Consider the following 25064-nt stretch of genomic DNA (forward strand, 5'->3'; position numbering starts at 1 on the left):
GTCCGCCGCCTGCCGAGCCGAACGGTCTAACCGCCCTCGGGCGGCTGATCGGCCTGCCATGGCGGCGGATAGCGGTGAATCTCCGCGCGGTGTCCGGTCGAACCTGCGAACTTCGCGTCGTCGGTGAGCAGCGGCACCCCGAGTAGTTCCGCGAGGGCGACATACATGCCGTCATAGGCGGTGAGATTGTTCCGAAGCTCCAGCACTCGTGGCTGCAAGGGCAGCATGGAATGCCGGACGATCTTAAGCTGCGCGTAGCGTTCCAGCATGATGGTGGCCCGATCCGTTGAGATGCGCACCTCCGGTTTACTGGTGATCACATGCCCACGCACCACGGACGCGATCTCCACGTCGATCAGCGCCGGTGCGTGCAGCTTCCGGGTCAACCGTCGCCGAAGGAGATCGTCGCCTTTCACGTTGGCCAGCAGGCGGAAAACGATCGAGGCGTCGACGACCATGGTCACCGGCGGCCCTCACGCATCGTCTCGCGCACGAAGTCGGGGTCGTACGGCACCGGCTCATCAGTAGCGATCTTGGCCATCACCTCGTCCAGCGCAGGAGTGGCCGCCTCCTCGTTCAGCAGGTCGCGCACGTAGGCCGTCAGTGACTTACCCTCTCGCTCGGCCCGCGCCTTGAGTGTCCGCTCAGTCACATCGGGGACATCGCGAATCTGAATTGTTCCCATGCCTGCATATTAGCATGCAGATTGCATGCGTAGGGTTGATCGGCAAAACCGGCCGGGGTTGATCGGCGAGTGTTGCCATCGCGGGGCGGGCGAGCGCTCGGGGAGACTCGAAGGTGACAGCCGTAGGGCCCGCGCACTGCCTGATCTGGCCTGAGCCGAGGCCGGATGCACTCTCTTGGGGGATTGTCGATGACCGAGTTGCACGACCTCACCGCGATCGAGATGTCCGAACTGCTGCGCACCCGGAAGGTGGGCGCGGTGGAGTTGACCGAGGCGTGCCTGCGGCGGATCGACGAGGTGAACGGCGAGGTCAACGCCATCGTGACGCTGGTGGCCGACCGGGCGCTCGACCGGGCCCGGCAGGCCGACGCCGACCTGGCACGCGGCCACTGGCGCGGCCCGCTGCACGGGCTGCCCGTCGCCCACAAGGACCTCGCCGACACGGCCGGGGTCCGCACGACGTACGGCTCGCGGGCGTTCGCCGACCACGTCCCCACCGAGGACGACCCGCTCGTACGGCGGATCCGCGACGCCGGCGGCATCATGATCGGCAAGACCAACACCCCGGAGTTCGGCACCGGATCGCACACGGTCAACGAGGTGTTCGGCGCGACCCGCAACCCCTATGACCTGTCCAGGAGCGCCGGCGGCAGCAGCGGCGGCGCGGCTGCCGCGCTCGCGACCCGGATGGTGCCGCTGGCCGACGGCTCGGACATGGGCGGCTCGCTGCGCAACCCCGCGTCGTTCTGCAACGTGGCCGGACTGCGGCCGACGCCGGGGCGGGTGCCGTCCAGATCGGCCACCGCCGCGTGGTTGACGCTGCCGGTCTCCGGGCCGATGGCCCGGACGGTGGGCGACCTCGCGCTGTTCATGTCGGCGATCGCCGGTTTCGACCCGGCTTCGCCGTACTCGATCAGGGAAGACGGCTCGGCCTTCGCGCCCCCACTGGGGAGCGACGTCGCAGGGGTCCGGATCGCGTTCAGCCCGGACCTCGGCGGGCTGCCGGTGGACCCGGAGACGGCGAGGGCGACGGCGGAGGCGGCGGCGGTGCTGACCGGCCTCGGGGCCAAGGTCGAGCAGGTGGATCTCGACCTGTCGGACGCCGAGGACGCCTTCCGGATCTACCGGGCGTGGTACTACGCGCTCAACTTCGACGGAATCCCGGGCGTGGGCCCCAACGTGGCGTGGAACGTCGAGCGGGGGCGTGAGATCATCGGGGCCGACCTCGCCCGGGCCGAGCGGCTGCGCACCGGGCTGTTCCACCGGATGCGCGCGTTCTTCGACGACTACGACTTCCTGGTGGCGCCGGTCAGCCAGGTGCCGCCGTTCCCGGTGGACGATCCGTACGTCACGGAGGTCGCCGGGCAGCCGATGCCCGACTATCTGGCGTGGATGCGCTCCTGCTACTGGATCAGCGTGCTGCACGCGCCCGCGATGTCGGTGCCGTGCGGGTTCACCTCGGGTGGCCTGCCGGTCGGCGTGCAGATCGTCGGCAGGCCGTGGGCGGACGTGGAGGTGCTGCGGCTCGGGCATGCCTTCGAGCGGGCGACCGAACACTGGCGCAGGCATCCCGCCCGCTCCTGAGCCGGATCAGCTACCGCGTACCTCGCGGCGCTCCTGCGAGAAGACCACGAACTCGATGATCCAGAAGGCGGCGGTGGCCAGGATCGGCCAGGCGAACAGCACGCCGTGCGCGGTCACGCCGAGTGAGGCGGTCGTGGTGAAGCCGCCGGGGGCGGCCGCATGGATCGTTCCCTTCGCCGTTCCGCCGACCAGGAGCGCGAGGTAACCGGCGAGCAGGCCGCCGCCCGCGAGGCCCACCAGGGCCTGGATGGGCCGCCGACGGGCCAGGACGTACCCCGCGATGCCGCAGAGCAGGCCGAACCCGCCGGTGACGACGGCGAACCAGCCGTCGGCCTCTATCAGCGTCTGCGCCACGGGATCGGCGAGCATCGGGCCCACGTCGGTCACAACGAACCGTGAGGCCGGCGCCACCGCCGACCATATGAATCCGGCCACCACGCCGAGCGGTGCCAGGACGAGGACGGTAAGCGCCGCCACCTGAAAATTGCCCCTCAGATACCGCACCGTCCAGATAGTACCTAGGTCCCACCTGATACCTGTTGATCCGATCCAGCCGGTTACTCTTGGTTCACCTGCGCACTCGAGGAGACAACGTGAGCGAGCAGAGCGAGCGAGTCAACAGGCACAGCAGGGAAGAGGTGTGGCAGATCGACCCGTCGGGCCCGCTACGGGGGGACGTCGAGGTCCGCGGCTCGAAGAACGCGGTGTCCAAGCACATGGTCGCGGCCATGCTGGGCACCGGCCCGAGCACCCTGCACAACGCCCCCGAGGTCGGCGAGGTGGGGCTGACGGCGGCGATGCTGGAGGCCCTCGGCATCCACGTGGAGATCACCCCGGGCGAGATCACCATCGAGCGGGGCACCGACATCAGGCCCCGCGTCCCGGAGGAGTACACGGGCCTCAACCGCATCCCGATCCTGATGCTCGGCCCGCTGCTGCACCTGGCCGGTGAGGCGTTCGTCCCCCTCGTGGGCGGCGACCCGATCGGGCGGCGGCCGGTCAACTATCACGTCGAGGCGCTGCGGTCGCTGGGCGCGGAGATCGAGGTCGGCGACAACGGGATCGCCGCCAAGGCGACCCGGCTGCGCGGCAGCCGCATCACGCTGCCCTATCCCAGCGTCGGCGCCACCGAGACGATCCTGATGTCGGCCGTGCTCGCCGAGGGAAAAACGGTCATCAAGGGCGCCGCGATGGAGCCGGAGGTGGTGGAGCTCGCGCTGTTCCTGCAGCGGATGGGCGCGATGATCGAGCTCAGCCCGGACCGGCGCATCGTCATCGAGGGCGTGGAGCGGCTGCACGGGGCCTCCACCTGGTTGGCCGGCGACCGCATCGAGGCGTTCTCTTACCTGGTGGCGGGGCTCGTCACCGGGGGCGAGGTGCGGGTGCACGGCTGCCCGCAGGACCGCCTGGTCACCGCCATCACCACACTCGCCAGGATGGGCGCGCGGTTCGAGATCACCGACGAGTGGCTGTGCGCCTCGGCCGCCGACGGACTGCGTGCGGCCGCCGTGCAGACCGACACCCATCCCGGGTTCATGACGGACTGGCAGACGCCGCTGATGGTGCTGTTCACCCGGGCCGACGGCATGTCGGTGCTGCATGAGACGGTCTTCGAGAACCGGCTCGTGTACGTGCCGGCCCTGCAGAAGCTGGGCTGCGAGATCGAGGTGTTCGCACAGTGCCTGGGCGGCCCGGCCTGCCGTTACCACGACACCAACGCCAAGCACTCGGCTGTGGTGCACGGGGTGTCGAAGCTGCGCGGGGCCGACGTCACGCTGCCGGACATCCGGGCCGGCTTCTCGGCGGTGCTGGCCGCGGCGGTGGCGGAGGGGACCTCCACTTTGCGCGGTGTGAACCACATCGAACGGGGATACCACCGGCCTTTCGAGCAGTTCACCTCACTCGGGTTGAAGATCAGCAGGCCGATGTAAAGCTTTCGCCGGATCGCGTTTGGACCTGATCCCGAGGTCGCACTGATATTTCCGTGACCTCTCGTCTACTCGGCGCTGTCGCCGCGTTGGGCTTGGCAGGCGCGGCCGGGGGAATCCTGGTCGCCGGTCTGGCCATGCCGCTGGTGAGCGGGGCCGGCCTGGCCGCCAGGAACGCCACGTCCATGTTCACGCGCCTGCCGCCGCCGCCCAGCGAGGACCGTCTGCCCGAGATGACCCGGCTGCTGGACCGGAACGGCAGGCAGATCGCGCAGTTCTACTACCAGAACCGGCAGTCCGTGCCGCTCGACCGGGTCGCTCCGGCCATGCGGCAGGCGATCGTGGCCATCGAGGACTCCCGGTTCTACGAGCACGGCGGGCTGGACGTCAAGGGCACGCTGCGGGCGCTCATCGCCAACACCAGGGCGGGCGGCATCCGACAGGGCGGCTCGTCGATCACCCAGCAGCTCGTGAAGAACATCATGGTCACCCAGGCGGAGACCCCCCACGAGCGCGCCCTGGCCCGGGTACGGAACATCCACCGCAAGATCACCGAGTTGCGCTACGCGCTGGCGCTGGAGCAGAAGTACACCAAAGACGAGATCCTGGAGCGATACCTCAACATCGCCTATTTCGGCGCCGGCGCGTTCGGGGTGCAGGCCGCCGCCCAGCGATTCTTCGGCGTCGACGCCGCCGACCTGACGCTCCCCCAGGCGGCCACGCTCGCCGGAGCGGTGCGGGCGCCGTACGTCACCGATCCGTCGATCGGCGCAGAGCAGCGGGCGCGACTGCTCGACCGGCGTAACCTGGTGCTCGGCCGGATGGCCGAACTGCGGATGATAGGACAAGGTGCCGCGCGAACGGCACAGGGCATGCCGCTGGGGCTGCGCATGCGGGCGGAGCCCGGCGGATGCGGAGCGAGCGTTTACCCGTTCTTCTGCGTGTACGTGCAGCAGGAGGTGCTGACCAATCCCGCGTTCGGGAGCACGCGTGCCGAGCGCGAGCGGCGCCTCCAGCGGGGCGGGCTCACGCTGTGGACCACGGTCGACCCGGTGGCGCAGCGGGCGGCCGAGCGGGCCATCTCGGCCCGGGTACGCCCCCGGGACCCCCAGGTGGCCGCCGAGAGCATGATCGAGCCGGGCACCGGGTTCATCCGGGCGATGGCGGTCAGCAAGCGGTACGGGCGCAACCCGAAGAACCGGAGCCTCGGGCCGCGCACCACCTACAACCTGGCCGCCGATCAGGCGCACGGCGGCGGACTCGGCCTGCAGGCGGGATCGACGTTCAAGGCGTTCACACTGGCCACTGCGCTGTCGCAGGGCATGCGGTTCGGCGACGGGTTCCAGATCCCCGGGGCTTTCGTCCCGGCCGGCGGCTACCGGAACTGCTCGGGCAAGGCCGTCAACGACCCCAGGACGACGATCCACAACGCGGGCGGTGAGGGCCGGGGCGGGCCGCTCAGCCTGGAGATGGGCACCTGGAACTCGGTGAACATCTTCTTCATGGAGTTGGAGCGCCATGTCGGCCTGTGCAACGTGGTCAGGACCGCACAGGCGCTCGGAATCGCGCGGGCCGACGGCCAACCGCTGCACGAGGTGCCCACGTTCACCCTCGGCGCCAACGAGATGGACCCGACGACGGTGGCCGCCGCGTTCGCGGCGTTCGCGGCGCGCGGACGCTACTGCCGGCCCGTGGCGATCACCGCGGTTGTGGGGAAGGACGGCAGTCGCAGGCAGGTGCCGCAGGACTGTGTGACCGCGCTCGAACCCGAGGTCGCCGACGCGGTCAACCACGTGCTGAGCGGGGTCTTCACCAGGGGGACGATGCGCGGGCAGTCCATCGGGCGTCCACAGGCGGGCAAGACGGGCACGAACAACGGGTACGCCTCCGCCTGGTTCGCCGGTTACACCCCCACGCTCGCCGCCGCGGTCAGCATCGGCGACATCCGGGGCTCCTACCGCTACCCGCTCACCGGCGTGACCATCGGCGGGCGCTACTACGGCGCCGTGCAGGGGGCGTCCCTGCCCGGTCCGATCTGGGTGGACTCGATGCGGCAGGCCCTGCGGGGCACCCCGGCGTACGACTTCGTCCCGCCCGACATGGACCGGTTCGGTGGCGGTTTCACGCCTGGGCTGAAGGAGTTCGTCGAGAAGGAGAAGAAGAAGCGCAAGCGGGAGGCCGAGCGCCGCGAGAGACGGCACGACGAGCAGCAGGCCAACGCCGCCCAGACCGGGGAGACCCAGACCGGCACCACGCAGACCGGCGAGGCGAGCCCTGTCGCCCGGACGAACGTCCCGGTTCACGGAGCACAGACCGCCAAGGTGGCCCGAACCCGCGGGACCCGGACACATGAGACCCGGACACATGGGACGCGGAACAGCGCGGGGGTCGGGGCTCAGAGGGCTTCCGGTACGAGCCGGACCTCCCCCGGCTCAGGCCGGTCCTCACCGCGGCCTCAACGGCAGGCCGACCGGGTGGTGCGCGGCCGCCGGTCAGCCACCCAGCCCGCCCATACCCGGCCCGCCCATACCCGGCCGGCCGGCACCATGCCGGCCAGGACCAGGCCCGTCAAGACCAGACCCGTCAAGACCAAGCCGGCCGAGGCCAGGAAACAGCCCAAGCAGAACGGGAGCCGGGTCAGGCACCGGGATGCCAAGCGCCCAGACGTCAGGCACCCAGACAGGCGGGGCCGAGGAGCTGCTTGAGGTCTCCCATGAGCGCGGGTGAGGGCGTCACCCTGAGCCGGTCGTCAAGGCGCATGACCGTCGTGCGCGGCCCGTTGCGGAGTTGGAGATGAACCTCGGTGGTGCCCGGATGGGTGGTGAGCACCTCCTTGAGGCGGCCGACCACCGGCGGAGTGCCCGACAGGATGCCGCCCACCGTGATGATCTGACCGTCCGGACGGCTCTCGTCCTGGAGGGCGGCGATCGAGCAGTCGGCGCCCGAGGCGAGGATGTGCTCCACGCCGAGCAGCGGGTGATCCGAGACGTACAGGCCGAGCATCTCGCGTTCGAACTGCAGCAGCGTGGTCTTGTCCCACTCCCCCGGCGGGATCTGCACGTCGAAGGTCTGGTCCTCGCCGCCGTCGGCCGCGCCGAACAGCGAGTCCTGGCCGATGGCCTCGTTCTTCTTGATGTCGATGATCGCGTCGACGGCCTGCTCATGGACCATGATCAGGCCCTTGCGCACGTGCCCGAGCGAGTCGAACGCCCCCGCCTTGATCAGCGACTCGATGACCCACTGTGCCGTCGAACCGGAACCTGTCGGTGTCGCTGAGCTGCTTGCCGGTCTGGATGCACAGCAGCGCGTCGTGGCCGGAGGCGTCGGACTCATAGGTGTAGTGCGAGTCGTTCGTGACCAGCGGCGGGATGTCCAGCTACCTGCTGATCCGGATGAGCCCGTCCCGGACCCGGCGCTCGATGTCGAGCCCGTGATCCATGACCTCCAGGTAGTAGTTGTCCTTCCCGAAGATCTCCTGGAACTTCGCGGCCGCCTTGAGCGCCTCGTCGTACTGCCCCAGCCGCAGGCGCGTCTGCACCTCGCCGGAAGGACAGCCGGTGGTCGCCATCAGGCCCTCGGAGTGCTCCGCGAGGATCTCGGCGTCCATCCGGGCCCATTTGCGTACGAAGCCCTCGGTGTAGGCCCGGGAGGAGAGCTTCATCAGGTTGTGCTGCCCGCTTTGTTCCGGGCCCAGATCGTCATGTGGGTGTAGTGACCGCTGCCCGAGACGTCGTCGCCCTTCTGGTGCGGCTCGCCCCACCGGACCGGCTTCTTGTGCAGCCGCGACTCGGGCGCCACGTAGGCCTCGATGCCGAGGATCGGCTTCACCCCGGCGGCGGTCGCCTGCTTGTAGAAGTCGTACGCCCCGTGCATGTTGCCGTGGTCGGTGATCGCGATCGCGGGCATGCCCAGCTCGCCCACGACTTTGAACATCTGCTTCAGCCGGGCCGCTCCGTCCAGCATCGAGTACTCGGTGTGAACGTGCAGATGAACAAACGAATCACCCATGGGACCCCCAACTCGCCACGCCGCCCTCCGGGCTGCCCGGCGCATGCCGCGCGCCCCGCGCGTCAGAGCTTACGCGTGATCCGGGGACCCATGGGACCGGAGTCGCGCATCCCCGCGTTCCGCTTCGGCGAGCCGCAGTCCCGCCTCGATCACGGCGTTCATCACCGGTGCGAGCCGCTCCTCGCCCAGCCGGGGCGCGCGGCATGCCATCGCGGCGACCAGCCGTCGCTCACGCTCCATGTCCCGCCCCTGGAAGCCGCCGACGGGCTTGAGACGTTGAATGGTCCCGGCCAGTGCCACCCGGCGTTCGAGGAGCGTCGCGAGCGCGGCGTCGACCCGGTCGATCGCCGCCCTCGCCTCGGCCAGAGTGGCGGGCGCCTCGGGCCGTACGAGGGGGGCCAGCACCGTCGCGGCCTCGTGCGCCGCGATCACCACGGCGGGAGGGGCCCCGGGATCGAGCAGCAGGCCGTCCGCTCCGGCCGCCACCGCCGCGGCTGCGAGCACGCCGTCATCCGCGCCACCGTCCCCGCCTCCGATCGAAGCGATCACGGGACGGCCCGAGCGTTCCCGTGCCGCCCGCATCAGCGTGAGGTCGAGCGGCACCCCCTCCAGAGGCGTACGGCTGCCGCTCTCACAGAGCACCACCAGGTCGTTGCCCTCGGCGACGCAGTAGTCCACGATGGCCAGCCACTCCTCCAGCGTGGCGGCCCGGCCGCGCTGCACGATCACCGGCAGGCCGAGCCGCGCCACCGCCCGGACCAGGGCGAAGTCCTGCATCCATGCCGCGCCGACCACCACTCCGTCGGCATGCCGCGCTATCGCGTCCAGGTCGGCGGCCGAGAACGGCTCGACCAGGAGCGGCCCATCCCAGCCCGCCCGAGCCCGGCAGATCACCTCGTCAGCCGGGATCCCGCCATGATGGCCGCGCAAACTCAGCCATCGGGCGTCCTGCCCGCCGATCACGGCGACGGGCATGCCATCGCCGATGGCCAGATCTCCCACTCGTACGGCTCGGCCCCGTACGGCTCGGCGGTCGAGTTGGGCTGCGTTCGACATATGGCCTCCACTGTCAGGCCGGCCCACGAGCCGGCTGAGTCAAACCAAAAAGGCAGAGACGGGCGTCTCTGCCTTCAGCCGGCTCCGGATGGTCGCTAACTCACGATCGCGCGACCGGCCCTCCCGGAGCCGGCTGCGTAAACGTGAAGCACTGAGCCATGTCTCCGACCTTAGCACCGCGTCGGCGGGCCCGAAGCGTTCTGTCTCATATGCCGGAATAGGTGGATCGGTAGCGATTCGCCCGAGTTGATCCCTTTGCCATCCGTGGGACGATTCTTCCGTCCGGGAGGGGATTAGATGGCGCAAGCGCAAGGCCGGCTCGTGGGGGGCCGGTACCACCTGGTGGAGCAGATCGGCCGGGGTGGCATGGGTGTCGTGTGGCGGGCCCACGACGAGCTGCTGGATCGCGAGGTCGCGGTCAAGGAGGTCCGCTTCGACAGCGCCATGGGCGACGAGCTGAGCGATCTCAACCGGCGGACCATGCGCGAGGCCCGCGCCGCCGGTCGGCTCACCCATCCCAACGTGGTCGTCGTCCACGACGTGATCGAGGAGGACGACCGGCCCTGGATCGTCATGCAGCTCGTGCCGTCCCGGTCACTCGGACAGGTGATCAGGCAGGACGGCCCGCTCACCCCGGAGCGTACGGCGGAGATCGGCCTGCAGGTCCTCGACGCCCTGCGTGCCGCCCACCGGCAGGGCGTGCTGCACCGCGACGTCAAGCCGGAGAACGTGCTGCTGGCCGAGGACGGCCGGGTGGTGCTGACGGACTTCGGGATCGCCCGCATCGAGGCGGACTCCACGATGACCCGCACCGGGCTCGTCGGCACCCCGGCCTTCATCCCGCCGGAACGGCTTCGCGGGTCGCCCGCCCAGCGCGAGTCCGACCTGTGGTCCCTGGGGGCCACACTGTACGCGGCGGTGGAGGGCCGGCCGCCCCACGACAAGGGCATGGCCATGGCGACCATGCACGCCGTGCTCAACGAGGAGCCGGTGCCGCCCAAGCACGCCGGGCGGCTGGGCCCGGTGCTGACCCGGCTGCTCGCCAAGGAACCAGAAGACCGGCCGGGATACGACGAGATCACCCGGCTGCTGCGGCAGGCCGCCCACCCCGCCGCTCCCGCCGCCCCAGCTGGAACGGCGACGAAGTCCCCGGCACCCGAAGCGGGCACGACAGGTGGCGACGCCTCTCGCGCCGGGGCCAGGCCGTACGCCGCGGAGGCGAAACGGCCCCAGCCTGTCGAGGACGACCGCGCCGCCGCCACCAGGAAGGCGCCCTCGGCCAAGAGCCCGTCCCGCCCGGCAGCCGCCACGGCCGGGGCGGTCTCCGCCTCCGGCGCACCGGCCCCCGATTCAGCCCCGTCGGGCCAGGGCAAAAAGGCTTCGAGCAAGCAGGCCTCGGGCAAGAGTCCCTCGGGCAAGGGGAAGCCGAGCCAGGGAGATCGCAAGCCGCTCTCAGGCTCGGGCATGGACGAAGGGAACGCGGCAGACCCGGGTGAGATCACCTCGCCCCTCCCCGCTCTCGGCGCCGACGGCCTCCCCGTGAGCGAGGCGGAGCCCGGTACGTCCGAACCCGGTACGGCGGCCGCCGACGAGGCCACCGACGGTAAGCCCCAAAGAGGCGAGGCACAGGAAGACAGGGCGCAGGAAGACAAGCCTTCCGGCAAGGCCGCGCCCCCGAAAGCCGAGACGGACGACGCCGAGAAGCCTGGCAAGTCCGACGCCGCGTCCGATCGTGACGTCGCATCGGCCTCCAACGGTGTGGCTGACTCCTCAGCCGCAACCGCCGAAGGCGATGACGGCCCCGAGGCGAAGAAGTCCTCCCCTGACTCCTCCCCCGGCTCGGGGAAGGCGCGCCGTACGGCCATGCCCATGCCGGAGACCGGGTCGCAGGCGCCGCCCCCGGCGGCGAAGGCCGTACCAGTCCATGCCGGCATCGCGAAAGAGCCGGCGCCTGCCCTACCGGACCCGGCCGGGGCGGCGGTGCCCACCCAGCCGAGTACGGAGTGGCCGGCGAGCACCCGCCCGGTCGAGCGGCGGCCGATGCCCCTCGTGAAGGTGGCGCTCGTGCTGGTGCCGGTGCTCGTGGTGATCGCGGGAGTGGCGGGCTACCTGGGGCTGCGTGACGGCGAGCGCTCGTCCACCCAGACGCTCGGCCCGGCGTCGGAGACCACGGCGTCATCCCCGGCCGAGGCATCGCCCAAGAGCAAGAAGTCGCCGAAGGCCGAGGTCGCCCCACCTGTGGCCTCCCCCTCCGCGGAAGACGACCAGGCGTCTCCCTCGCCCGAGCCCACACCCGACGACACGGCGAACCCGACCCCCGCGGCGTCGGAGCCCGCCGACGTCCCCGAGGGCTGGCACAAGTACAAGCACCCAAGCGGGTTCTCCCTCGCACTACCGAAGGGATGGCACGTCGACGGCCAGGGCAACGGCGAGGTCCGCCTCCGCGGGAACGAGCACACCTACCTGGAGGTCCACCACACCTCCAGTCCCGAGTCGGACGCTCTGAAGGTCTGGCGGCGCGACGCGCCGGGCATGAGCCGGAACTTCCCCGGCTACAAGCTCATCGAGATCAGGGAGGTCAAGGGGTACTGGAAGACCGCGGCCGACTGGGAGTTCACCTTCGGCGACAGCCGGTACCGGTCTCGTGTGATCGATCGCGGCTTCGTCACCGACAAGAACAACGGCTACGCGCTGCTCTACAAGACCCGGGACAAGGACTGGAAAGAGAAGAGGAAGCTCTTCGAGACCATCGCCGCCACCTTCAAGCCCGCAAAGTGAAACAGCGCCTTGTCCGTCGGATGGCCACTGACCCCGAATAAAAGGGGCAAAATGCAATAAACAGACCTCAACAGTCTGTTCTGTGCCGTGCTCGTACGGCCCCGCATTGCGTAGGCCCGAATTGTGGGACGATGCAGGAGTTCCAGAAGGGGGGCCGCGTGCGGGACGGGCACCGTGTGGCAGGCAGATATCACCTGCTCGAACCCATCGGCCGCGGCGGCATGGGGGTCGTCTGGCGTGCGCACGACGAACTGCTGGACCGTCCGGTGGCCGTCAAAGAGGTCCTCTGTCACCCCATGAGCGAGGAGGACCGCAGAGAGTTCAACCTGCGGACCATCCGTGAGGCACGCGCCGCCGGCCGCATCGACCACCCGAACGTCGTCGTGGTCCATGACGTCATCGAGGAGGACGGGCGGCCCTGGATCGTCATGCAGCTCGTCAACGCCCGATCCCTGGGAGAGGTGCTGCGCGAGCACGGGCCGCTGGTGCCCGAGCGGGTGGCGGCCATCGGCCTGCAGGTGCTGGACGCGCTGTGCACGGCCCACGCCGCCGGAGTGCTGCATCGTGACGTCAAGCCGGAGAACGTGCTGCTCAGCGCGGGCAACCGGGTCGTGCTGACGGATTTCGGCATCGCCACCCTGCCCGGGGAGACCGCGCTCACCATGACGGGCTCCATCAGCGGCACCCCCGCGTTCCTGCCGCCGGAACGGCTGAACGGCCTGCCCGCCACGCCGGAGTCGGACCTGTGGTCGCTGGGGGCGACCCTGTACGCGGCGGTCGAGGGCAGGCCGCCCTTCGAGCGCAACACGCCCATCGCGACGATGGCCGCCGTCATCAACGACGAGCCGGAACCCCCACGCCGCGCGGGCCCGCTCACCCCCGTCATCATGGGCCTGCTCCACAAGGACCCCGCCCGGCGGATCGACGCGGTGGAGACCGCCGAGATGCTCGGCGCCGTTTCGGCGGGCGGTCGGGCAGGGGGCCACACGGTCCACCCCCGCCCGGCGGCCCCTTCGGCATCTCGCCCTACGGCGCCCCCGATGTGCTCCCCGGGCGGCTCGGGAAGCACCGTGCCGAGCCCGGCCGACAGCCGTACCGTCCGGCGTGCCGGCCGGAGCCGCGTCATCATGATCGCCCTGCTTCCCCTGCTGGTCGCCGGACTCGGAACGGGCTGCTGGTACGGCTACCACACACTGATCGCCGGGCCCTCCGCCTCAGCGGACGCGTCGTCGCCGCCCTCGTCTCCCCCCACGGCTCCCCCACCGACCGAGGCGACCACTCCCCCGCCTTCACCAGCCCCCTCGCAGACACCCTCACCGACCCCCAGCAGGTCGTTGCCCAGGGGCTGGGCGATGCACCACGATCCGCTGGGCTTCTCGGTGGCGCTCCCGCGCGGCTGGAAGGCGTACGACCGTGAGGCGGCCCGGGTGTGGTTCCGCCGCCCGGGGAACCCGGACTACCTGCTGATCGACGTCACCCGGTGGGAGGAGAAGGATCCGTTCGCCCAGTTGGCCCTGGTCGAGGCGAACTCGACCGGGAAAGGCCTGCTGCCCGGCTACGAGCGGATCAGGCTGGAACCGTTGCGCTATCGCGGAGTCCCGGCGGCGGACTGGGAGTTCACCGCCACCCACAGATCTGGCAAGGTTCGGGTGCTGGACCGGGGGTTCCGGCTGGCCGACGGCCGCTGCTTCGCCGTCTACTGGCAGGTCGCGGACGCCCGCTGGACCACGGGACTGTCCTACTTCCGGGTGTTCGCCGACACATTCCGCCCGCGATAGCCGGGACGTCGCGGGGAGTTAGCCCCCGGATGCCGTGGGTAGCGCGTGGTCCATGGCTGATGCGCAGACGATCTCAGAACGAGTCGTGGCGGGGCGCTACCGCCTGATCGAGCCGCTCGGGCACGGCGGCATGGGAGTCGTGTGGCGAGCCGTCGACCAGGTCCTGGAACGAGAGGTCGCCGTCAAGGAACTCCGGGAGGCGGCCGAGCTGACCGGGCCGGACCGGGAAATCTTCATGGTACGGACACTCCGGGAGGCGAGGGCCGCCGGACGGCTGAGCCATCCGGGTGTCGCCGCGGTGTACGACGCGTTCGAGGAGAACGGCCATCCCTGGATCGTGCTACAGCTGGTGCGGTCGCGCACCCTGGGGTCGATCATCCGGGAGAAGGGCGCGCTGCCGCCCCAGCGGGTGGCCGAGATCGGCGCGCAGGTACTGGCCGCACTGCGCGCCGCGCATGCCGCCGGTGTCCTGCACCGTGACGTGAAGCCCGACAACGTGCTCATCACCGATGAGGGCCGTGCCGTACTGACCGATTTCGGAATAGCCGCCATGGATGGCGACTCGCCCCTGACGCATGCGGGCATGCTGGTGGGCACACCCGCGTTCATCGCCCCGGAGCGTGCGGCGGGCACGCGGACGGAGTGGGCGTCGGATCTGTGGTCGCTCGGCGTGACGATGTTCGTGGCCGCCGAGGGGCGGTCGCCGTTCCATCGCGGGCACGCGCTCGCGACGCTGGCCGCCGTGATGCACGAGGACCCCGGCCCGATGCGCCACGCGGGACCGCTGGCGCCGGTGATCACCGGCCTGCTCGTCAAGGACCCGGCGTACCGGATGACGGCGCAGGAGGCCGCGCGGCACCTGCACAACGTGGCCACGGGACAGTCGACCGGCCCCATCGTGCCGGCTCAGCGACCGGGTCCTCGCCGCGCTCCGCGCTCCGACACCGTCACCGAGGCCACCGCGCCCACTCCCGGCCCGCTCATCCCGGACACACTCACTTATAGGTACGGCTCCCCCGTGCCGCAGGCCCCACCCCGGGCGCGGCGCTCGCCGTGGAACACCGCCATCGGTGCATCCGCCCTGGTCGTGCTCGTCGGCCTGGCCGTGGGCGCACTGGCATTCGTGACCGCGAGAACCGACGCCGCCGAAGTGCCCGAATCCTCGGTCGGCACGCCCACAGTGACGGTCTACGCCACCAGAACGGCCCGGCCTCCAGCGGACAAGTCAGCGGCGAAGCCCATCGCCCGGTCTGAAACCCAACCGAAGGGAGAGCCGGGCGAGGACAGGAGGATCAGCTCTCGGCGTTGACGATCTCCAGTGCGCGGGCCAGATCGGCCGGATAATCGCTGGTGAACGACATCCACTCCCCCGTCGACGGATGCTCGAAGGCGAGGGACGCCGCGTGCAGCCACTGCCTGGCCACCCCCAGCCTGGCGGCCAGGGTGGGGTCGGCGCCGTACAGAAAGTCGCCGACGCAGGGATGCCGGAGCGCGGACAGGTGGACCCGGATCTGGTGGGTCCGGCCGGTCTCCAGCTTGACGTCGAGCAGAGAGGCCGCCCGGAACGCCTCGACGGTGTCGTAGTGGGTGACCGACTCCTTGCCTCCGGCCACGACGGCGAACCGGCCGTCCCCGGACGGATGCCGGTCGATCGGCGCGTCGATGGTGCCCCGCAGCGGATCCATGTGGCCCTGTACGAGCGCTCGGTAGCGCTTGTCGACCGTACGCTCCTTGAACGCCCGCTTGAGCCGGGAGTAGGCGTGCTCGCTCTTGGCCACGACCATCGCGCCCGTCGTGTTCGCGTCGAGCCGGTGGACGATGCCCTGTCGCTCGGCCGCCCCGCTCGTGGCCACCCGGTGCCCGGTGGCCAGCAGACCGCCGAGCACGGTGGGGCCGGTCCAGCCGACGGTCGGATGCGCGGCCACGCCGATCGGCTTGCTCACCACGACGATGTCGTCGTCCTCATAGATGATCGTCATGCCCGGCGCCGGCTCCGCCACCGGCATCGGGGCGGCGGGTGGCGGCGGGATCGTCACATCGAGCCAGGCTCCCGCGTGGACCCGGTCGGACTTCGCCGGGACGGATCCGTCGAGCAGCACCTCGCCCGAGGCGATCAGTTCGGCGGCCCGGGTCCGGGAGAAACCGAAAAGGCGGGCCAGAGCCGCGTCGAGACGCTCGCCCTCCAGGCCGTCGGGTACGGGCAGGCTACGCCGGTCACCCATCGGTCTCCTCCACCTCCTGCTCGTTGTGCCGGGTGCCGTCGATCTGGTAGCCGCGCCAGGCCAGGAACACGGCCAGGATGCCGCCGCACACGATCGCCGAGTCCGCCACGTTGAACACCGGGAACCGGGTCACGGGGAACACCTGGACGAAGTCGACCACGTGGCCCTGGAGCGGAGCCGGCGCCCGGAAGATCCTGTCCGTCAGGTTGCCCACGGCCCCGCCGAGCAACAGACCGAGCGTGACCGCCCAGGGCAGGCTGCGCAGCCGCCGTGCCGTACGAATGATCGCGAATACCACGCCAGCGGCTATCAGGCTGAAGACGACGGTCATTCCGGTGCCGATGCTGAACGCCGCGCCGGGATTGCGGATCACGTTCAGCACCAGCACACCGGGGATGACGGTGACGGGCTCCTTGTCTTCGAGGAATTCCACCACCAGGAACTTACTCACCAGATCGAGCGCGTAGATCACCGCCGCCAGGGTGGCGAGGACGGCTACCCTGCGCGCCCGAGGGGGGCGGTTCTGCGATTCCTCACTCAGCGGCGCTCCTCCCGCTGCTTGCACGCTACGCACAGCGTCGCCCTCGGGAACGCCAGAAGGCGCTCCTTGCCGATCGGCTTGTGGCACGATTCGCACTCTCCGTAGGTCCCTGCGTCGACACGGGCTATCGCCCGTTCGTTCTGCGCGAGCAACTCTCGCGCATTCAGGGTAAGGGCGATCTCACGCTCGCGCTCATATGTCTTCGCCCCGGCGTCAGCGGGATCGTCCCCAGCGCCCTGACTGACATCCCCCGACGCCAGTTGCGCCTCAGCCCGCGCGATGTCGGCGTTCAGTTCGTCGACCTCATGCAGCAACCGCTCGCGGACCTCGGCAAGCTCGTCCTCGGACCAGATGTCTTCGCTGGTGGCGGTTCTCGCCGTGCGCGTGGCCATTGCGGGCCTCCCTCTATTCAGGAGCGGTGATGGAGCACATGGGCTGGTCCGGGCAGTTCGGAGGCGACCGGTGACACATCGGCCCGGTTCCTCCTCGTCATCCTGGACGTCCACGAAGACACACGGCGCCCGTGAAGGGCGCCTACCCGCACAACAATCGCGGCATCTCCGTATGTTCCTCCCACGTATTCCCAGGCGTGCCCGGTCCTACCCACCCGCGTCCCCTCCGCTCATCTGGCGACATCCGCGACCCCGGGTACGCTACGATGGCGCGACGGCGTCCAGCGGGGCTATAGCTCAGACGGTTAGAGCGCTTCCCTGATAAGGAAGAGGTCCCTGGTTCGAGTCCAGGTAGCCCCACCACGAAGTCCCAGCTCAGAGGCCGGATCCCAAGTCTACGGATCTGGTCTCTTGATCGTTTGACCGTCATTTGACCGTGGCGCTCACCGTCACCAGCGGGCACCAACGAGTTCAAGTGAGTTTCCACGGGCACCTTGATCACTCGCTAAGCAGACTGAGCGGGCAGTCCAGGGTTCAAGTCAGCGGGTCGGCCCGCACTCCTACTGACCGCCAGTGTGGCCGAGGGTAGGGCGCGTCTTGGGTAGGGCTTGGAGCGTTGGGCGGATAAGAGCACCGGGATTGTCCGGGCGCCATTCCAGGACCGTAACGGTGGCGTCGTCGGTTAGCCGCCCCTGTTCGCTGATCAGGCCGTGGATGAGGCGGCGCAAGGCCTCGGCGGTGGACATGCCGGCGACTGCGGTGCGGATGATGGTGTCGACCAGGCGATCAAGACCGAACAACTGGCCGTCGGACATGCGGGCTTCGGTGACACCGTCCGTGTAGCACAGCACCCGATCTCCAGGTTGCAGGTGCTCGTGGTGGATCTGCGGGCTGGTCCCCTCCAGCAGCCCCATTGGTCGCTCGGGGACACGGGCAAGTTCCTTGATCTTGCCTTTGCGGATCAGGAGCGGTGGAGGATGCCCACAGTTGACCCACTCCAGGTGGCCGGTGGCCGCGTCCAGATTGATCAGCAGGCCGGTCATGAAGCGCTCTTCGAAATTCTGCTCGATTATGGCACTGTCGGTCAAGGTGGCGATGTCAGCCAGCGTGCCGCCGGCGCGGCGCGTATTGCGGGAGGCGGCCAATCCAACGGCTGCCACCAGTCCGGCCACCAAGTCGTGACCAGTGGCGTCGAACACCGCGACGTGCACCGTCTCACCTGTGCTGGACAGGTCGTATGCGTCTCCGCCGACCTGATAGGCCGACTCAAGGGCGGCGCTGATCGCCACGTCTTTGGTGACGAAGGTGTTGCCGGGCATGAACGCCCACACCATCTCCGCGCGTAGCTGCATGGGCTCACGCCGACGCGTGCGAGCGAAGGTGTCGCTGTAGGTGCCATTGTTGACGACCAGCAATGCGACAACGTCGGCCAGCATCTGGCATCGCTGCAGCACATGCTCATCCAGGTGCTCCAACGATAGCTCCAGCACCCCTAGACGGACGTTCGCGTCCAGTAGCGGCAGCCACACTTTGCACCCTCGTCGAGCGGAATCAAGACCCGCAGTGTAGGTGGCATCACAGTCTTCTTCGGATGTCACCACGGTCAGTTCGCGGTACGCCAGCCCTGGCACGGTCCCCTCAATCCGCGTCACTCCCCGGTGTCTGCCATCCTTTCCAGCACCTTGTAGAGGGCCGCCGGTTTTCGTACCCGTGGCGGGCAATGGCACTAACACCAGTTCCTGCAGGTCAGACAGGTATATAACCGCGTCTCGGACCCCTAGAGGCCCACCGTGGTCCATCACCAGGTCCGCCAACCGGTCTGGCCAACTCACGCGCGCCGCGGATAGCAGGTCGGCCAGCACTCGCTCGCCTGCACTCAGCATCATGGTCTCCCGAGTATCCACGCCAGTCACCTTCAAATCACGCCATCCCCTCACCGTCAGCCGACGGGGAGGGGGCCACCACGTCACGATGTCCTTGCAGTACTTCTATTTGTCGGTGCTCAGCAAGCCTCCGTGAAATCAGGCCGGGGTATTGATTCGCCGCTGGAGAGCGCCTATTCGTCGTGAAAGGCATGACCGCGAGCATCGACTGATTTGGAGACGTGGTACCGATACGAAAGCTCGCGCGGTGCCATCAGATAGGAGACGTCCTCGGGCTGGGCATGCCGCCATCGGTCCCACCCCTGCTGACCGGGCGGGAATGCGAGCGCCCAGCAGCGCCGCAAGTAGCAGGTCTACCTCGGTCTCGTCCGTGTTCATGAGTTGGACGGACTCACGAGGCGTGTTCCACCGTTCCCGTGGCCGCCCCAACGCAACCAGAAGCAGCGCTCGCAGGTGCACCTGACCTACCGATACTTCGCGTGCATAGGCCCACCTCCGCTAAGGAGCAGGACCCATCGGCCATTCGACAAGTCGGCCGCTCACGATGCGGCCTCGGCGGGATCCACCGCCGCGCACTATCTTGCACTTCTTATTCTACGTCGGTGTGGCACATTTCATCGAGGTGTAGCCAGCGTGACCGAGCTCTAAAATCAGGCCGAAGCGGTTGCCGGTCGGGAAGGTCGATCAGAACGCGTGGCGGCGACTGATCACGCCGGGAAGCCCGAACGGCAGGTGGGGATCGTGGGCGGCGATCTCCAGGAGGCGGTTGTACTTGGCCACCCGCTCACCCCGGGCCGGGGCTCCCGACTTGATCTGGCCGCAGCCCGCGGCAACGGCCAGGTCGGCGATGAAGTCGTCGTGGGTCTCCCCGGATCGATGTGAGATCATCTGCGCGTAGCCTCCGTCCCGGCACAGCGCGATGGCCTGAAGAGTCTCGGTGACCGTGCCGATCTGGTTGAGCTTGATGAGCGCGGCGTTGCCGATGCCTCGTTCGATCGCCGATTTGATGATCTTTGGGTTGGTGACGAAGTTGTCGTCCCCCACGAGCTGGATCCGGTCGCCGAGCCGGCCGGTCAGGCTGTGCCACCCATCTTCGTCGTCTTCGGCCAGGCCGTCCTCGATGCTCCAGATCGGATAGTCCTCGATCATGACCGCGTACCGCTTGATCAGCTCCGATGTCGAGAGCCGTGCCCGGCCCACCCGGTAGGACCCATCCGGCTCGCGAAACTCCGAGGCCGCCGGGTCGAGCGCGATCGCCACGCCGCGCAGGCCGGGGGTGTAGCCGGCGTTCTCGGTGGCCGTGACCAGCAGTGCCAAGGCCTCTTCAGGGTCGGTGAGCTGGGGTGCGAAGCCGCCCTCGTCGCCGAGTGTGGTCGTCTGGCCCTCCGCGGCCAGACGACGGCGCAGGGCCGCATATACCTCCGCACCGATCTGTACGGCCTCGCTCATCGATGTGGCGCACATCGGCGCGATCATGAATTCCTGGAAGTCGAGAGGGTTGGCCGCGTGCACGCCGCCGTTCAGGACGTTGAAATGCGGAACCGGCAGGCGCGGGGCGACCTGCTCCGATACGAGGTACTCGTACAGCAACCCGCCCTCTCGTGCCGCCAGTGCTCTGGCCAATGCCATCGACACACCGACGATCGCGTTCGCCCCCAGGCGGGATTTGTCGTCCGTGCCGTCCAACTCGACGAGGGCCTCGTCCACTTCGGCAAGGGATGTCCAACCGCAGCGCCGCAGCAGGCGGGCGATCTCGCCCTCGACAGAGCCGACAGCCTTGAGCACGCCCGCTCCGCCGTAGCGGCTGTCGTCCTCGTGATCACGCAGCTCGACCGCCTCACGGCTGCCGGTGGAGGCTCCGGACGGCACTCCCGCCCAGCCGGTTGAGCCGTCGGCGAGGCCGATATGGACCGAGAGCGTGGGGCGACCGCGGGAGTCCAGGATCTCCAACGCGTCCACATTGATGATCTCGAAACGGGTCACCGGTTCCCCTCCAAGCCGGGGCTGCTGCCGAACGGCCATCAACCCCTGTCGGCCGTTGTCACCGCCGTTCTTGTCGGCAGGTGGCCTTGCTGAAATGTGCCGATGATCCTCCTGTCGGGGACATCACGTACATGTCCACCATGCTTTCTTCCCCATCCGGGGTACTTCAGCGGTCGCTCACCGGCGGAGCCACCCTTCCTCGGCGGCCGGGGACCGGCGGCCGCGGCCTTCTGAAAGGGAGAGATCACGGGATCACTCGACAGACAGGCACCTGATCCCCAACAGGAGGAGACGGGTTGCTGCGAGAGAGTTTGGAGCACACGTGGGTGATCCCTTGCTTGACTGGCTCGGGGGCCTGTCGGGTCCCGTGGTCTACGCGGCCGTGGCGACACTGGTGTTCGCCGAGGACGCGTTGTTCTTGGGGTTCGTCCTTCCGGGGGAGACCGCGGTCCTTCTGGGAGGCGTGCTCGCCGGCCAGGGCAAGGTGTCGGTGTACTGGCTGGGGCTGGTCGTGGTGCTGGCCGCCGTCGCCGGAGACAGCGTGGGTTACCAGGTCGGCCGCCACTTCGGCTCAACAATCGTGACCGCGCGGCCCCTGCGGCGCCACCAAGACCGTGTGGCGCAGGCCCAGAATCTGATTCACCGATGGGGTCCGGCAGGAGTGTTCCTGGGACGGTTCTTCGCGTTCTTCCGCGCCACGATGCCCGCGCTGGCGGGCATCTCCCACATGCGCTATCGACAGTTCCTGCTGTTCAACGTACTGGGTGGCATGCTCTGGGGAGTCGGGTACACGCTGCTGGGCTACTTCGCCGGAGCCGCGTACCGGCAGGTCGAGAAGATCGCCGGCAGCGTAGTCGCAGCCCTCCTGGCCGCGATTGTGGTGACCGCCCTGGTGATATGGCATCTTCGGCGACGCCGGGCAGGTGCGCCTGGGGGCAGAGGCTCACCCCATTGACGGTCACGTCACGGTCCACCCCGGTCCCGCGGGCCGCTCTCCGCGAAGACTCATGGCGCGAGGGGCCAGACGCTCATAGGCTGGAAAGTGGCAGACGGTGGAGGGGCCCACCGCCAACCGCGTGCATACTGCCGCCGACGGTCCCTGCTATTGACGCAGGGAGGACCGGATGCCTCCGACAAGGGCCGCTTCCGGGTTGACGAGGTCACCAGATCTGGTCGTCGTCATCGACCGGCCACAACGTTGGCAGTCTGATACCCCGCAGCGGCGTTACTCGATCATGTCGCCCGAAGTTTTGCCGGGCGGAGGCAGATCATGAACGGCGCAGGGGACCGGATCCAGCGCGTGGTACGGCACGGAACCGGCCCTGCCGCCCGGCGGGCCGCTATGCGGCAGGCCGATCGGCTGTGGGCCGAGGGTGCGGCGGCGCGGGCGGTGTTCCGGCTAGAACACGGTGGATGGGCTGTGGTGATTTTCGCTTGCCCCGTCAAAGCGCGTCCCGCGGCTCCTGACACGCAGCACTCGGATGAGACCGCATGACCACGGACACCAGGGAACGAACCGGCGCCGCTCAGCATCTCGCGGTGCACGGAGCGCGCGAGCACAACCTGCGTGACATCTCCCTGGAGATGCCACGCGAGAGCCTGATCGTCATTACCGGTCTATCCGGTTCCAGTAAATCGGGTCTGGCCTTCGACAGTGTGTTCGCCGAAGGTCGGCGTCGCTACGTGGAGTCGCTGTCGACGTACGCACGACAGTTCCTGGGGCAGCTCGACAGACCGGACGTCGATTTCATCGAGGGCCTGTCCCCGGCAGTGTCGATCGATCAAAAGTTGTCCGTACGAGATTGCGCGGACTTCATCTCGGGCCTGGTCCTCAACGAGTGGGAGGAGCTGATCGCGGAGCGGGTACTCAAGGAGCTCCGTGCACGGCTGGGGTTCCTGCTCGCCGCACACGGGCGCCCCTGGTGGTGCGGCCGTAGACAATATCTACTTCCCGCAGGCGATTAGCCCGCTGGGCGGCTGCTGGACTGCATGCACCCGATCAGTCTTCCGGTTCACTCTCGAATTTGGTGACCTCTCCCGTCGAGGCGGAGACGTGGACCTCGTACTCCTGGTTTCCCTTGCGGAGCTCGACCTTCCAGGTGCGTTGGCCGTGCTCTCGTTCCCGCTCGACCTCCTTCACACGAGCACCGGGAACGCGCTTCTTAGCGATCTTGACCGCCTGCCCAATGGTCACGTCCTCGGCGGAGACCGCGACGGAGGCGGACGAGGAGGTGTCGATGGCGGCGACGGCAGCGCCCCCGCCACCGGCCAGCACGGCGATGACGATGAAGCTCGCAGATGCGATTCCGATTGCTCTTCTCATAGCGCCAGGATCGCCGAAATCGCCCTAGCGACGCGCTAAGCAGCCGCTAAGATCAGGCAAACCTCCGCGCCTCCCAGACCTGTCACAAACCGATCAGGAACAGCACGCCGGCGGCGATCAGGCCGATCTCGACGACGACGACGAACACCCGGTCGCTGATCCGCCCCACGATCTTCTTACCGACCCAGCCACCGGCCAGGGCGGAGGGGGTGAGGACGATGCCGTAGAGCAGCACTCGGACGGTGAGCAGGTCCCCGGCGCCGTAAGCGGCGATCTTCGACAGGTGCATGGTCAGAGTGCTTGCCGCCTCGGTGCCGATGTACGCGGCGCGGGTCAATCCGTAGGCGAGGAAGAACGGGGCGGTCAGCGGGCCGACCGATCCGAGCAGCGCCGAGCCGATCCCCGAGGCGGCACCGACACCGGCGAAAGCCCGATCGGCCGGTTTGCGGGGGCACCGGTTGAGCCGTCGCCAGACCACCACGCTGATCAGGAACACTCCGAGCAGCCGCTTGAGCGGGCCGAGCGGAGCATGGGCCAGCAGCAGTCCGCCGGCCATGGCGAACGGGACGGCGCCGAGGGCGAACCAGCCGATCAATGGCCAGTGCAGGTCACGGCGGTTGAGCCAGGCACGAGAGCCGTTGCTGGACAACTGGGTCAAGGTCAACATCGGTACCGCCGTCCGCAGCCCGAACAGGGCGGTGAACACCGGCAGCAGCAGTACCCCGCCGCCGAAGCCCGCCACGGCGGAGAGCACGGCCAGCACGAACACGGCGGCCGACGCCGCGAGTAGGGTCGGCACCTGGTGCGCGATCACCGGCACAGCCTCCCCGCCTCCCCCGCGCGCGACCGGGAAAGACCGCGCAGCGCCAATGCCCGTTCCCGTTCCTCCTCTACCCCGGCCAAATATCCACTGCCACAGGAAGTACATGATCCATGGCGACACTGGCTGAGGCAGATGCAGTCCCACCGTGTCGGGCGCGGCCAGCGTTGTTCGTCATGTTGCCGCAGAGGGCCACGTGGCTTGGGCGCTGGGTGTCAGGTGAGCAGAGGGATCAGTCCGGCCGCGAAGACCAGGTAGAACACGGCGGCAAACGACAGGGTCGTGGCGGTGAAGTGGCCGGCCTTGAGCAAGGCCAGCAGGAACACGATTGAGGCTATGGTTACCAGGCCGGACAGCAGCAAGGCGGAGTCGAACAGCCATGGCGTGAACAGCAGGCCCAGCCCGCTCAGCACCGTGGTCTGCACCGGTTACGGGATCTTCACCGCCGTCTACGGGCTGGCCTGGCTGGCCGGCTCCACGATGATCGGCGCGCTGTACGATTACTCGCTGACCACGGTCGTCGTGTTCACCCTCGTTACTCAAGCCGTCGCGCTCGGCCTCTTCCTCCCGCTGACCATCGGCCGAACGGCGAAAAGCCACTGATCCCGGCGCCTATGTCGAGAGCGGGCTGCGGGCGCCACAGGTTGCCGAGGAACGGAACGGTCGGTGGAAGATCACGGTCATGCAGCCCCCGCAGGTGCCCGCTGATCGGCGGGCGCAGCCGCAACCTGCCCAGCAAGTCGAGAGAAACGAAGACGGGTAGCAGGCCGGGCTCGACAGAATGCAGGTCTCCCGTCACGGGGCGGGTGGCGAGGAAGACGATCTCAAGGGTGCGCTGCGTGCCGGTGGGGTCGATCGCTTCGAACACGAACGCGCAGCGGGCCGGATCGACGTGGAGGCCGGTCTCCTCCAGCACCTCCCGTCGGGCGCAGGCGGCCATGCCCTCCCCCGGCCTGGGGTCCCCGCCCGGGAGCACCCAGTTGTCGGTTCCGTCCTGGTCCCGGTGTACCAGGAGGATCTTCCCGTCACGGAACACGATCACAGAGCAGCGCAGCCGTACCAGGATGCCGTCGTTCATGACGC

Annotated in this window: 21 protein-coding genes, 1 tRNA gene and 2 pseudogenes; 9 read left to right on the top strand and 15 right to left on the bottom strand. The window is 68.8% G+C overall.

Annotated elements, in window-relative coordinates:
* Positions 1–26: 26 nt before the first annotated feature.
* Together ACFHYQ_RS00975 and ACFHYQ_RS00980 are read right to left on the bottom strand one after the other, a co-directional pair.
* Positions 27–458, bottom strand: coding sequence for a type II toxin-antitoxin system VapC family toxin (locus ACFHYQ_RS00975; RefSeq protein WP_394299626.1), 432 nt, complete (start codon positions 456–458; stop codon positions 27–29).
* 2 nt (positions 459–460) lie between these two features.
* Entirely contained in the window at positions 461–685 is a 225-nt protein-coding gene (locus ACFHYQ_RS00980) for a FitA-like ribbon-helix-helix domain-containing protein (protein WP_239089278.1), read from the bottom strand.
* A gap of 189 nt (positions 686–874) precedes the next feature.
* Between ACFHYQ_RS00980 and ACFHYQ_RS00985 the strand changes: the two genes are divergently transcribed.
* The gene (locus ACFHYQ_RS00985; protein WP_394299121.1) at positions 875–2269 is read left to right on the top strand and encodes an amidase; all 1395 of its coding nucleotides are present in this window, start codon (positions 875–877) and stop codon (positions 2267–2269) included.
* A gap of 6 nt (positions 2270–2275) precedes the next feature.
* On the opposite strand, the gene ACFHYQ_RS00990 is transcribed toward ACFHYQ_RS00985, so the two are convergent.
* Positions 2276–2773 (bottom strand): hypothetical protein, encoded by a 498-nt coding sequence (locus ACFHYQ_RS00990; protein ID WP_394299122.1) that lies wholly within the window; start codon positions 2771–2773, stop codon positions 2276–2278.
* Positions 2774–2862: 89 nt separating this feature from the next.
* Between ACFHYQ_RS00990 and murA the strand changes: the two genes are divergently transcribed.
* Together murA and ACFHYQ_RS01000 are read left to right on the top strand one after the other, a co-directional pair.
* Positions 2863–4200, top strand: coding sequence for a UDP-N-acetylglucosamine 1-carboxyvinyltransferase (gene murA, locus ACFHYQ_RS00995; protein WP_394299123.1), 1338 nt, complete (start codon positions 2863–2865; stop codon positions 4198–4200).
* A gap of 53 nt (positions 4201–4253) precedes the next feature.
* Positions 4254–6902: a transglycosylase domain-containing protein gene (locus ACFHYQ_RS01000; RefSeq protein ID WP_394299124.1), complete on the top strand. Its 2649-nt coding sequence runs from the start codon at positions 4254–4256 to the stop codon at positions 6900–6902.
* On the opposite strand, the gene ACFHYQ_RS01005 is transcribed toward ACFHYQ_RS01000, so the two are convergent.
* The 3 genes and pseudogenes from ACFHYQ_RS01005 to ACFHYQ_RS01015 form a co-directional block, all read right to left on the bottom strand.
* Positions 6865–7530, bottom strand: a complete 666-nt coding sequence (locus tag ACFHYQ_RS01005; protein ID WP_394299665.1) for a hypothetical protein — start codon at positions 7528–7530, stop codon at positions 6865–6867. The two genes, ACFHYQ_RS01000 and ACFHYQ_RS01005, sit on opposite strands and share 38 nt — an antisense overlap.
* Positions 7439–8205: pseudogene (locus ACFHYQ_RS01010) on the bottom strand (PHP domain-containing protein); the annotation flags it as partial. The pseudogene ACFHYQ_RS01010 and the gene ACFHYQ_RS01005, both read right to left, overlap by 92 nt.
* Before the next feature lie 69 nt (positions 8206–8274).
* Complete coding sequence (locus ACFHYQ_RS01015; RefSeq protein WP_394299125.1) at positions 8275–9261, bottom strand: chorismate mutase; 987 nt, start codon at positions 9259–9261, stop codon at positions 8275–8277.
* A 297-nt stretch (positions 9262–9558) separates the two neighbouring features.
* On the opposite strand from ACFHYQ_RS01015, the gene ACFHYQ_RS01020 reads away from it, so the two are divergent.
* The 3 genes from ACFHYQ_RS01020 to ACFHYQ_RS01030 all read left to right on the top strand — a co-directional run bounded on the left by ACFHYQ_RS01020 (position 9559) and on the right by ACFHYQ_RS01030 (position 15126).
* Positions 9559–12039, top strand: coding sequence for a serine/threonine-protein kinase (locus tag ACFHYQ_RS01020; protein WP_394299126.1), 2481 nt, complete (start codon positions 9559–9561; stop codon positions 12037–12039).
* Positions 12040–12170: 131 nt separating this feature from the next.
* A complete protein-coding gene (locus tag ACFHYQ_RS01025; RefSeq protein ID WP_394299127.1) occupies positions 12171–13817 on the top strand; it encodes a serine/threonine-protein kinase in 1647 nt (548 codons plus the stop codon).
* A gap of 52 nt (positions 13818–13869) precedes the next feature.
* A complete protein-coding gene (locus ACFHYQ_RS01030) occupies positions 13870–15126 on the top strand; it encodes a serine/threonine-protein kinase (RefSeq protein ID WP_394299128.1) in 1257 nt (418 codons plus the stop codon).
* Here the strand turns inward: ACFHYQ_RS01030 and ACFHYQ_RS01035 are convergent.
* Genes ACFHYQ_RS01035 through ACFHYQ_RS01045 form a run of 3 tightly spaced genes read right to left on the bottom strand, consistent with a single transcriptional unit; the run spans position 15110 to position 16972 of the window.
* Positions 15110–16039, bottom strand: coding sequence for an RluA family pseudouridine synthase (locus ACFHYQ_RS01035; protein WP_394299129.1), 930 nt, complete (start codon positions 16037–16039; stop codon positions 15110–15112). The two genes, ACFHYQ_RS01030 and ACFHYQ_RS01035, sit on opposite strands and share 17 nt — an antisense overlap.
* A complete protein-coding gene (gene lspA / locus ACFHYQ_RS01040; RefSeq protein ID WP_394299130.1) occupies positions 16032–16613 on the bottom strand; it encodes a signal peptidase II in 582 nt (193 codons plus the stop codon). Before lspA ends, ACFHYQ_RS01035 begins: the two co-directional genes overlap by 8 nt.
* The gene (locus tag ACFHYQ_RS01045; RefSeq protein ID WP_204010476.1) at positions 16577–16972 is read right to left on the bottom strand and encodes a TraR/DksA family transcriptional regulator; all 396 of its coding nucleotides are present in this window, start codon (positions 16970–16972) and stop codon (positions 16577–16579) included. Before ACFHYQ_RS01045 ends, lspA begins: the two co-directional genes overlap by 37 nt.
* A 286-nt stretch (positions 16973–17258) precedes the next feature.
* Between ACFHYQ_RS01045 and ACFHYQ_RS01050 the strand changes: the two genes are divergently transcribed.
* Positions 17259–17335 (top strand) — tRNA-Ile (locus ACFHYQ_RS01050).
* 197 nt (positions 17336–17532) lie between these two features.
* On the opposite strand, the gene ACFHYQ_RS01055 is transcribed toward ACFHYQ_RS01050, so the two are convergent.
* Both ACFHYQ_RS01055 and eno read right to left on the bottom strand, forming a co-directional pair.
* Positions 17533–18876, bottom strand: a complete 1344-nt coding sequence (locus tag ACFHYQ_RS01055; protein WP_394299131.1) for a PP2C family protein-serine/threonine phosphatase — start codon at positions 18874–18876, stop codon at positions 17533–17535.
* Between the two features lie 663 nt (positions 18877–19539).
* Positions 19540–20838 (bottom strand): phosphopyruvate hydratase, encoded by a 1299-nt coding sequence (gene eno, locus ACFHYQ_RS01060; RefSeq protein ID WP_394299132.1) that lies wholly within the window; start codon positions 20836–20838, stop codon positions 19540–19542.
* A gap of 322 nt (positions 20839–21160) precedes the next feature.
* On the opposite strand from eno, the gene ACFHYQ_RS01065 reads away from it, so the two are divergent.
* Both ACFHYQ_RS01065 and ACFHYQ_RS01070 read left to right on the top strand, forming a co-directional pair.
* On the top strand, positions 21161–21793 hold the full coding sequence (locus ACFHYQ_RS01065; RefSeq protein ID WP_394299133.1) for a DedA family protein: 633 nt from the start codon (positions 21161–21163) through the stop codon (positions 21791–21793).
* Between the two features lie 536 nt (positions 21794–22329).
* A pseudogene (locus ACFHYQ_RS01070) lies at positions 22330–22641 on the top strand (hypothetical protein); the annotation flags it as partial.
* Positions 22642–22837: 196 nt separating this feature from the next.
* On the opposite strand, the gene ACFHYQ_RS01075 reads toward ACFHYQ_RS01070, so the two are convergent.
* From ACFHYQ_RS01075 to ACFHYQ_RS01090, 4 genes are all read right to left on the bottom strand, one after another.
* The gene (locus tag ACFHYQ_RS01075; protein WP_394299134.1) at positions 22838–23161 is read right to left on the bottom strand and encodes a PepSY domain-containing protein; all 324 of its coding nucleotides are present in this window, start codon (positions 23159–23161) and stop codon (positions 22838–22840) included.
* An 82-nt stretch (positions 23162–23243) separates the two neighbouring features.
* Positions 23244–23975, bottom strand: coding sequence for a sulfite exporter TauE/SafE family protein (locus tag ACFHYQ_RS01080; RefSeq protein WP_394299135.1), 732 nt, complete (start codon positions 23973–23975; stop codon positions 23244–23246).
* A 221-nt stretch (positions 23976–24196) separates the two neighbouring features.
* Complete coding sequence (locus ACFHYQ_RS01085) at positions 24197–24406, bottom strand: hypothetical protein (protein ID WP_394299136.1); 210 nt, start codon at positions 24404–24406, stop codon at positions 24197–24199.
* A gap of 110 nt (positions 24407–24516) precedes the next feature.
* Positions 24517–25059 carry an NUDIX domain-containing protein gene (locus ACFHYQ_RS01090; RefSeq protein ID WP_394299137.1) on the bottom strand — a complete coding sequence of 181 codons (543 nt, stop codon included), beginning with the start codon at positions 25057–25059 and terminating at the stop codon, positions 24517–24519.
* Positions 25060–25064 lie beyond the last annotated feature (5 nt).

Source organism: Sphaerimonospora cavernae, assembly GCF_042435035.1.
GTDB classification, from domain to species: Bacteria; Actinomycetota; Actinomycetes; order Streptosporangiales; family Streptosporangiaceae; genus Sphaerimonospora; species Sphaerimonospora cavernae.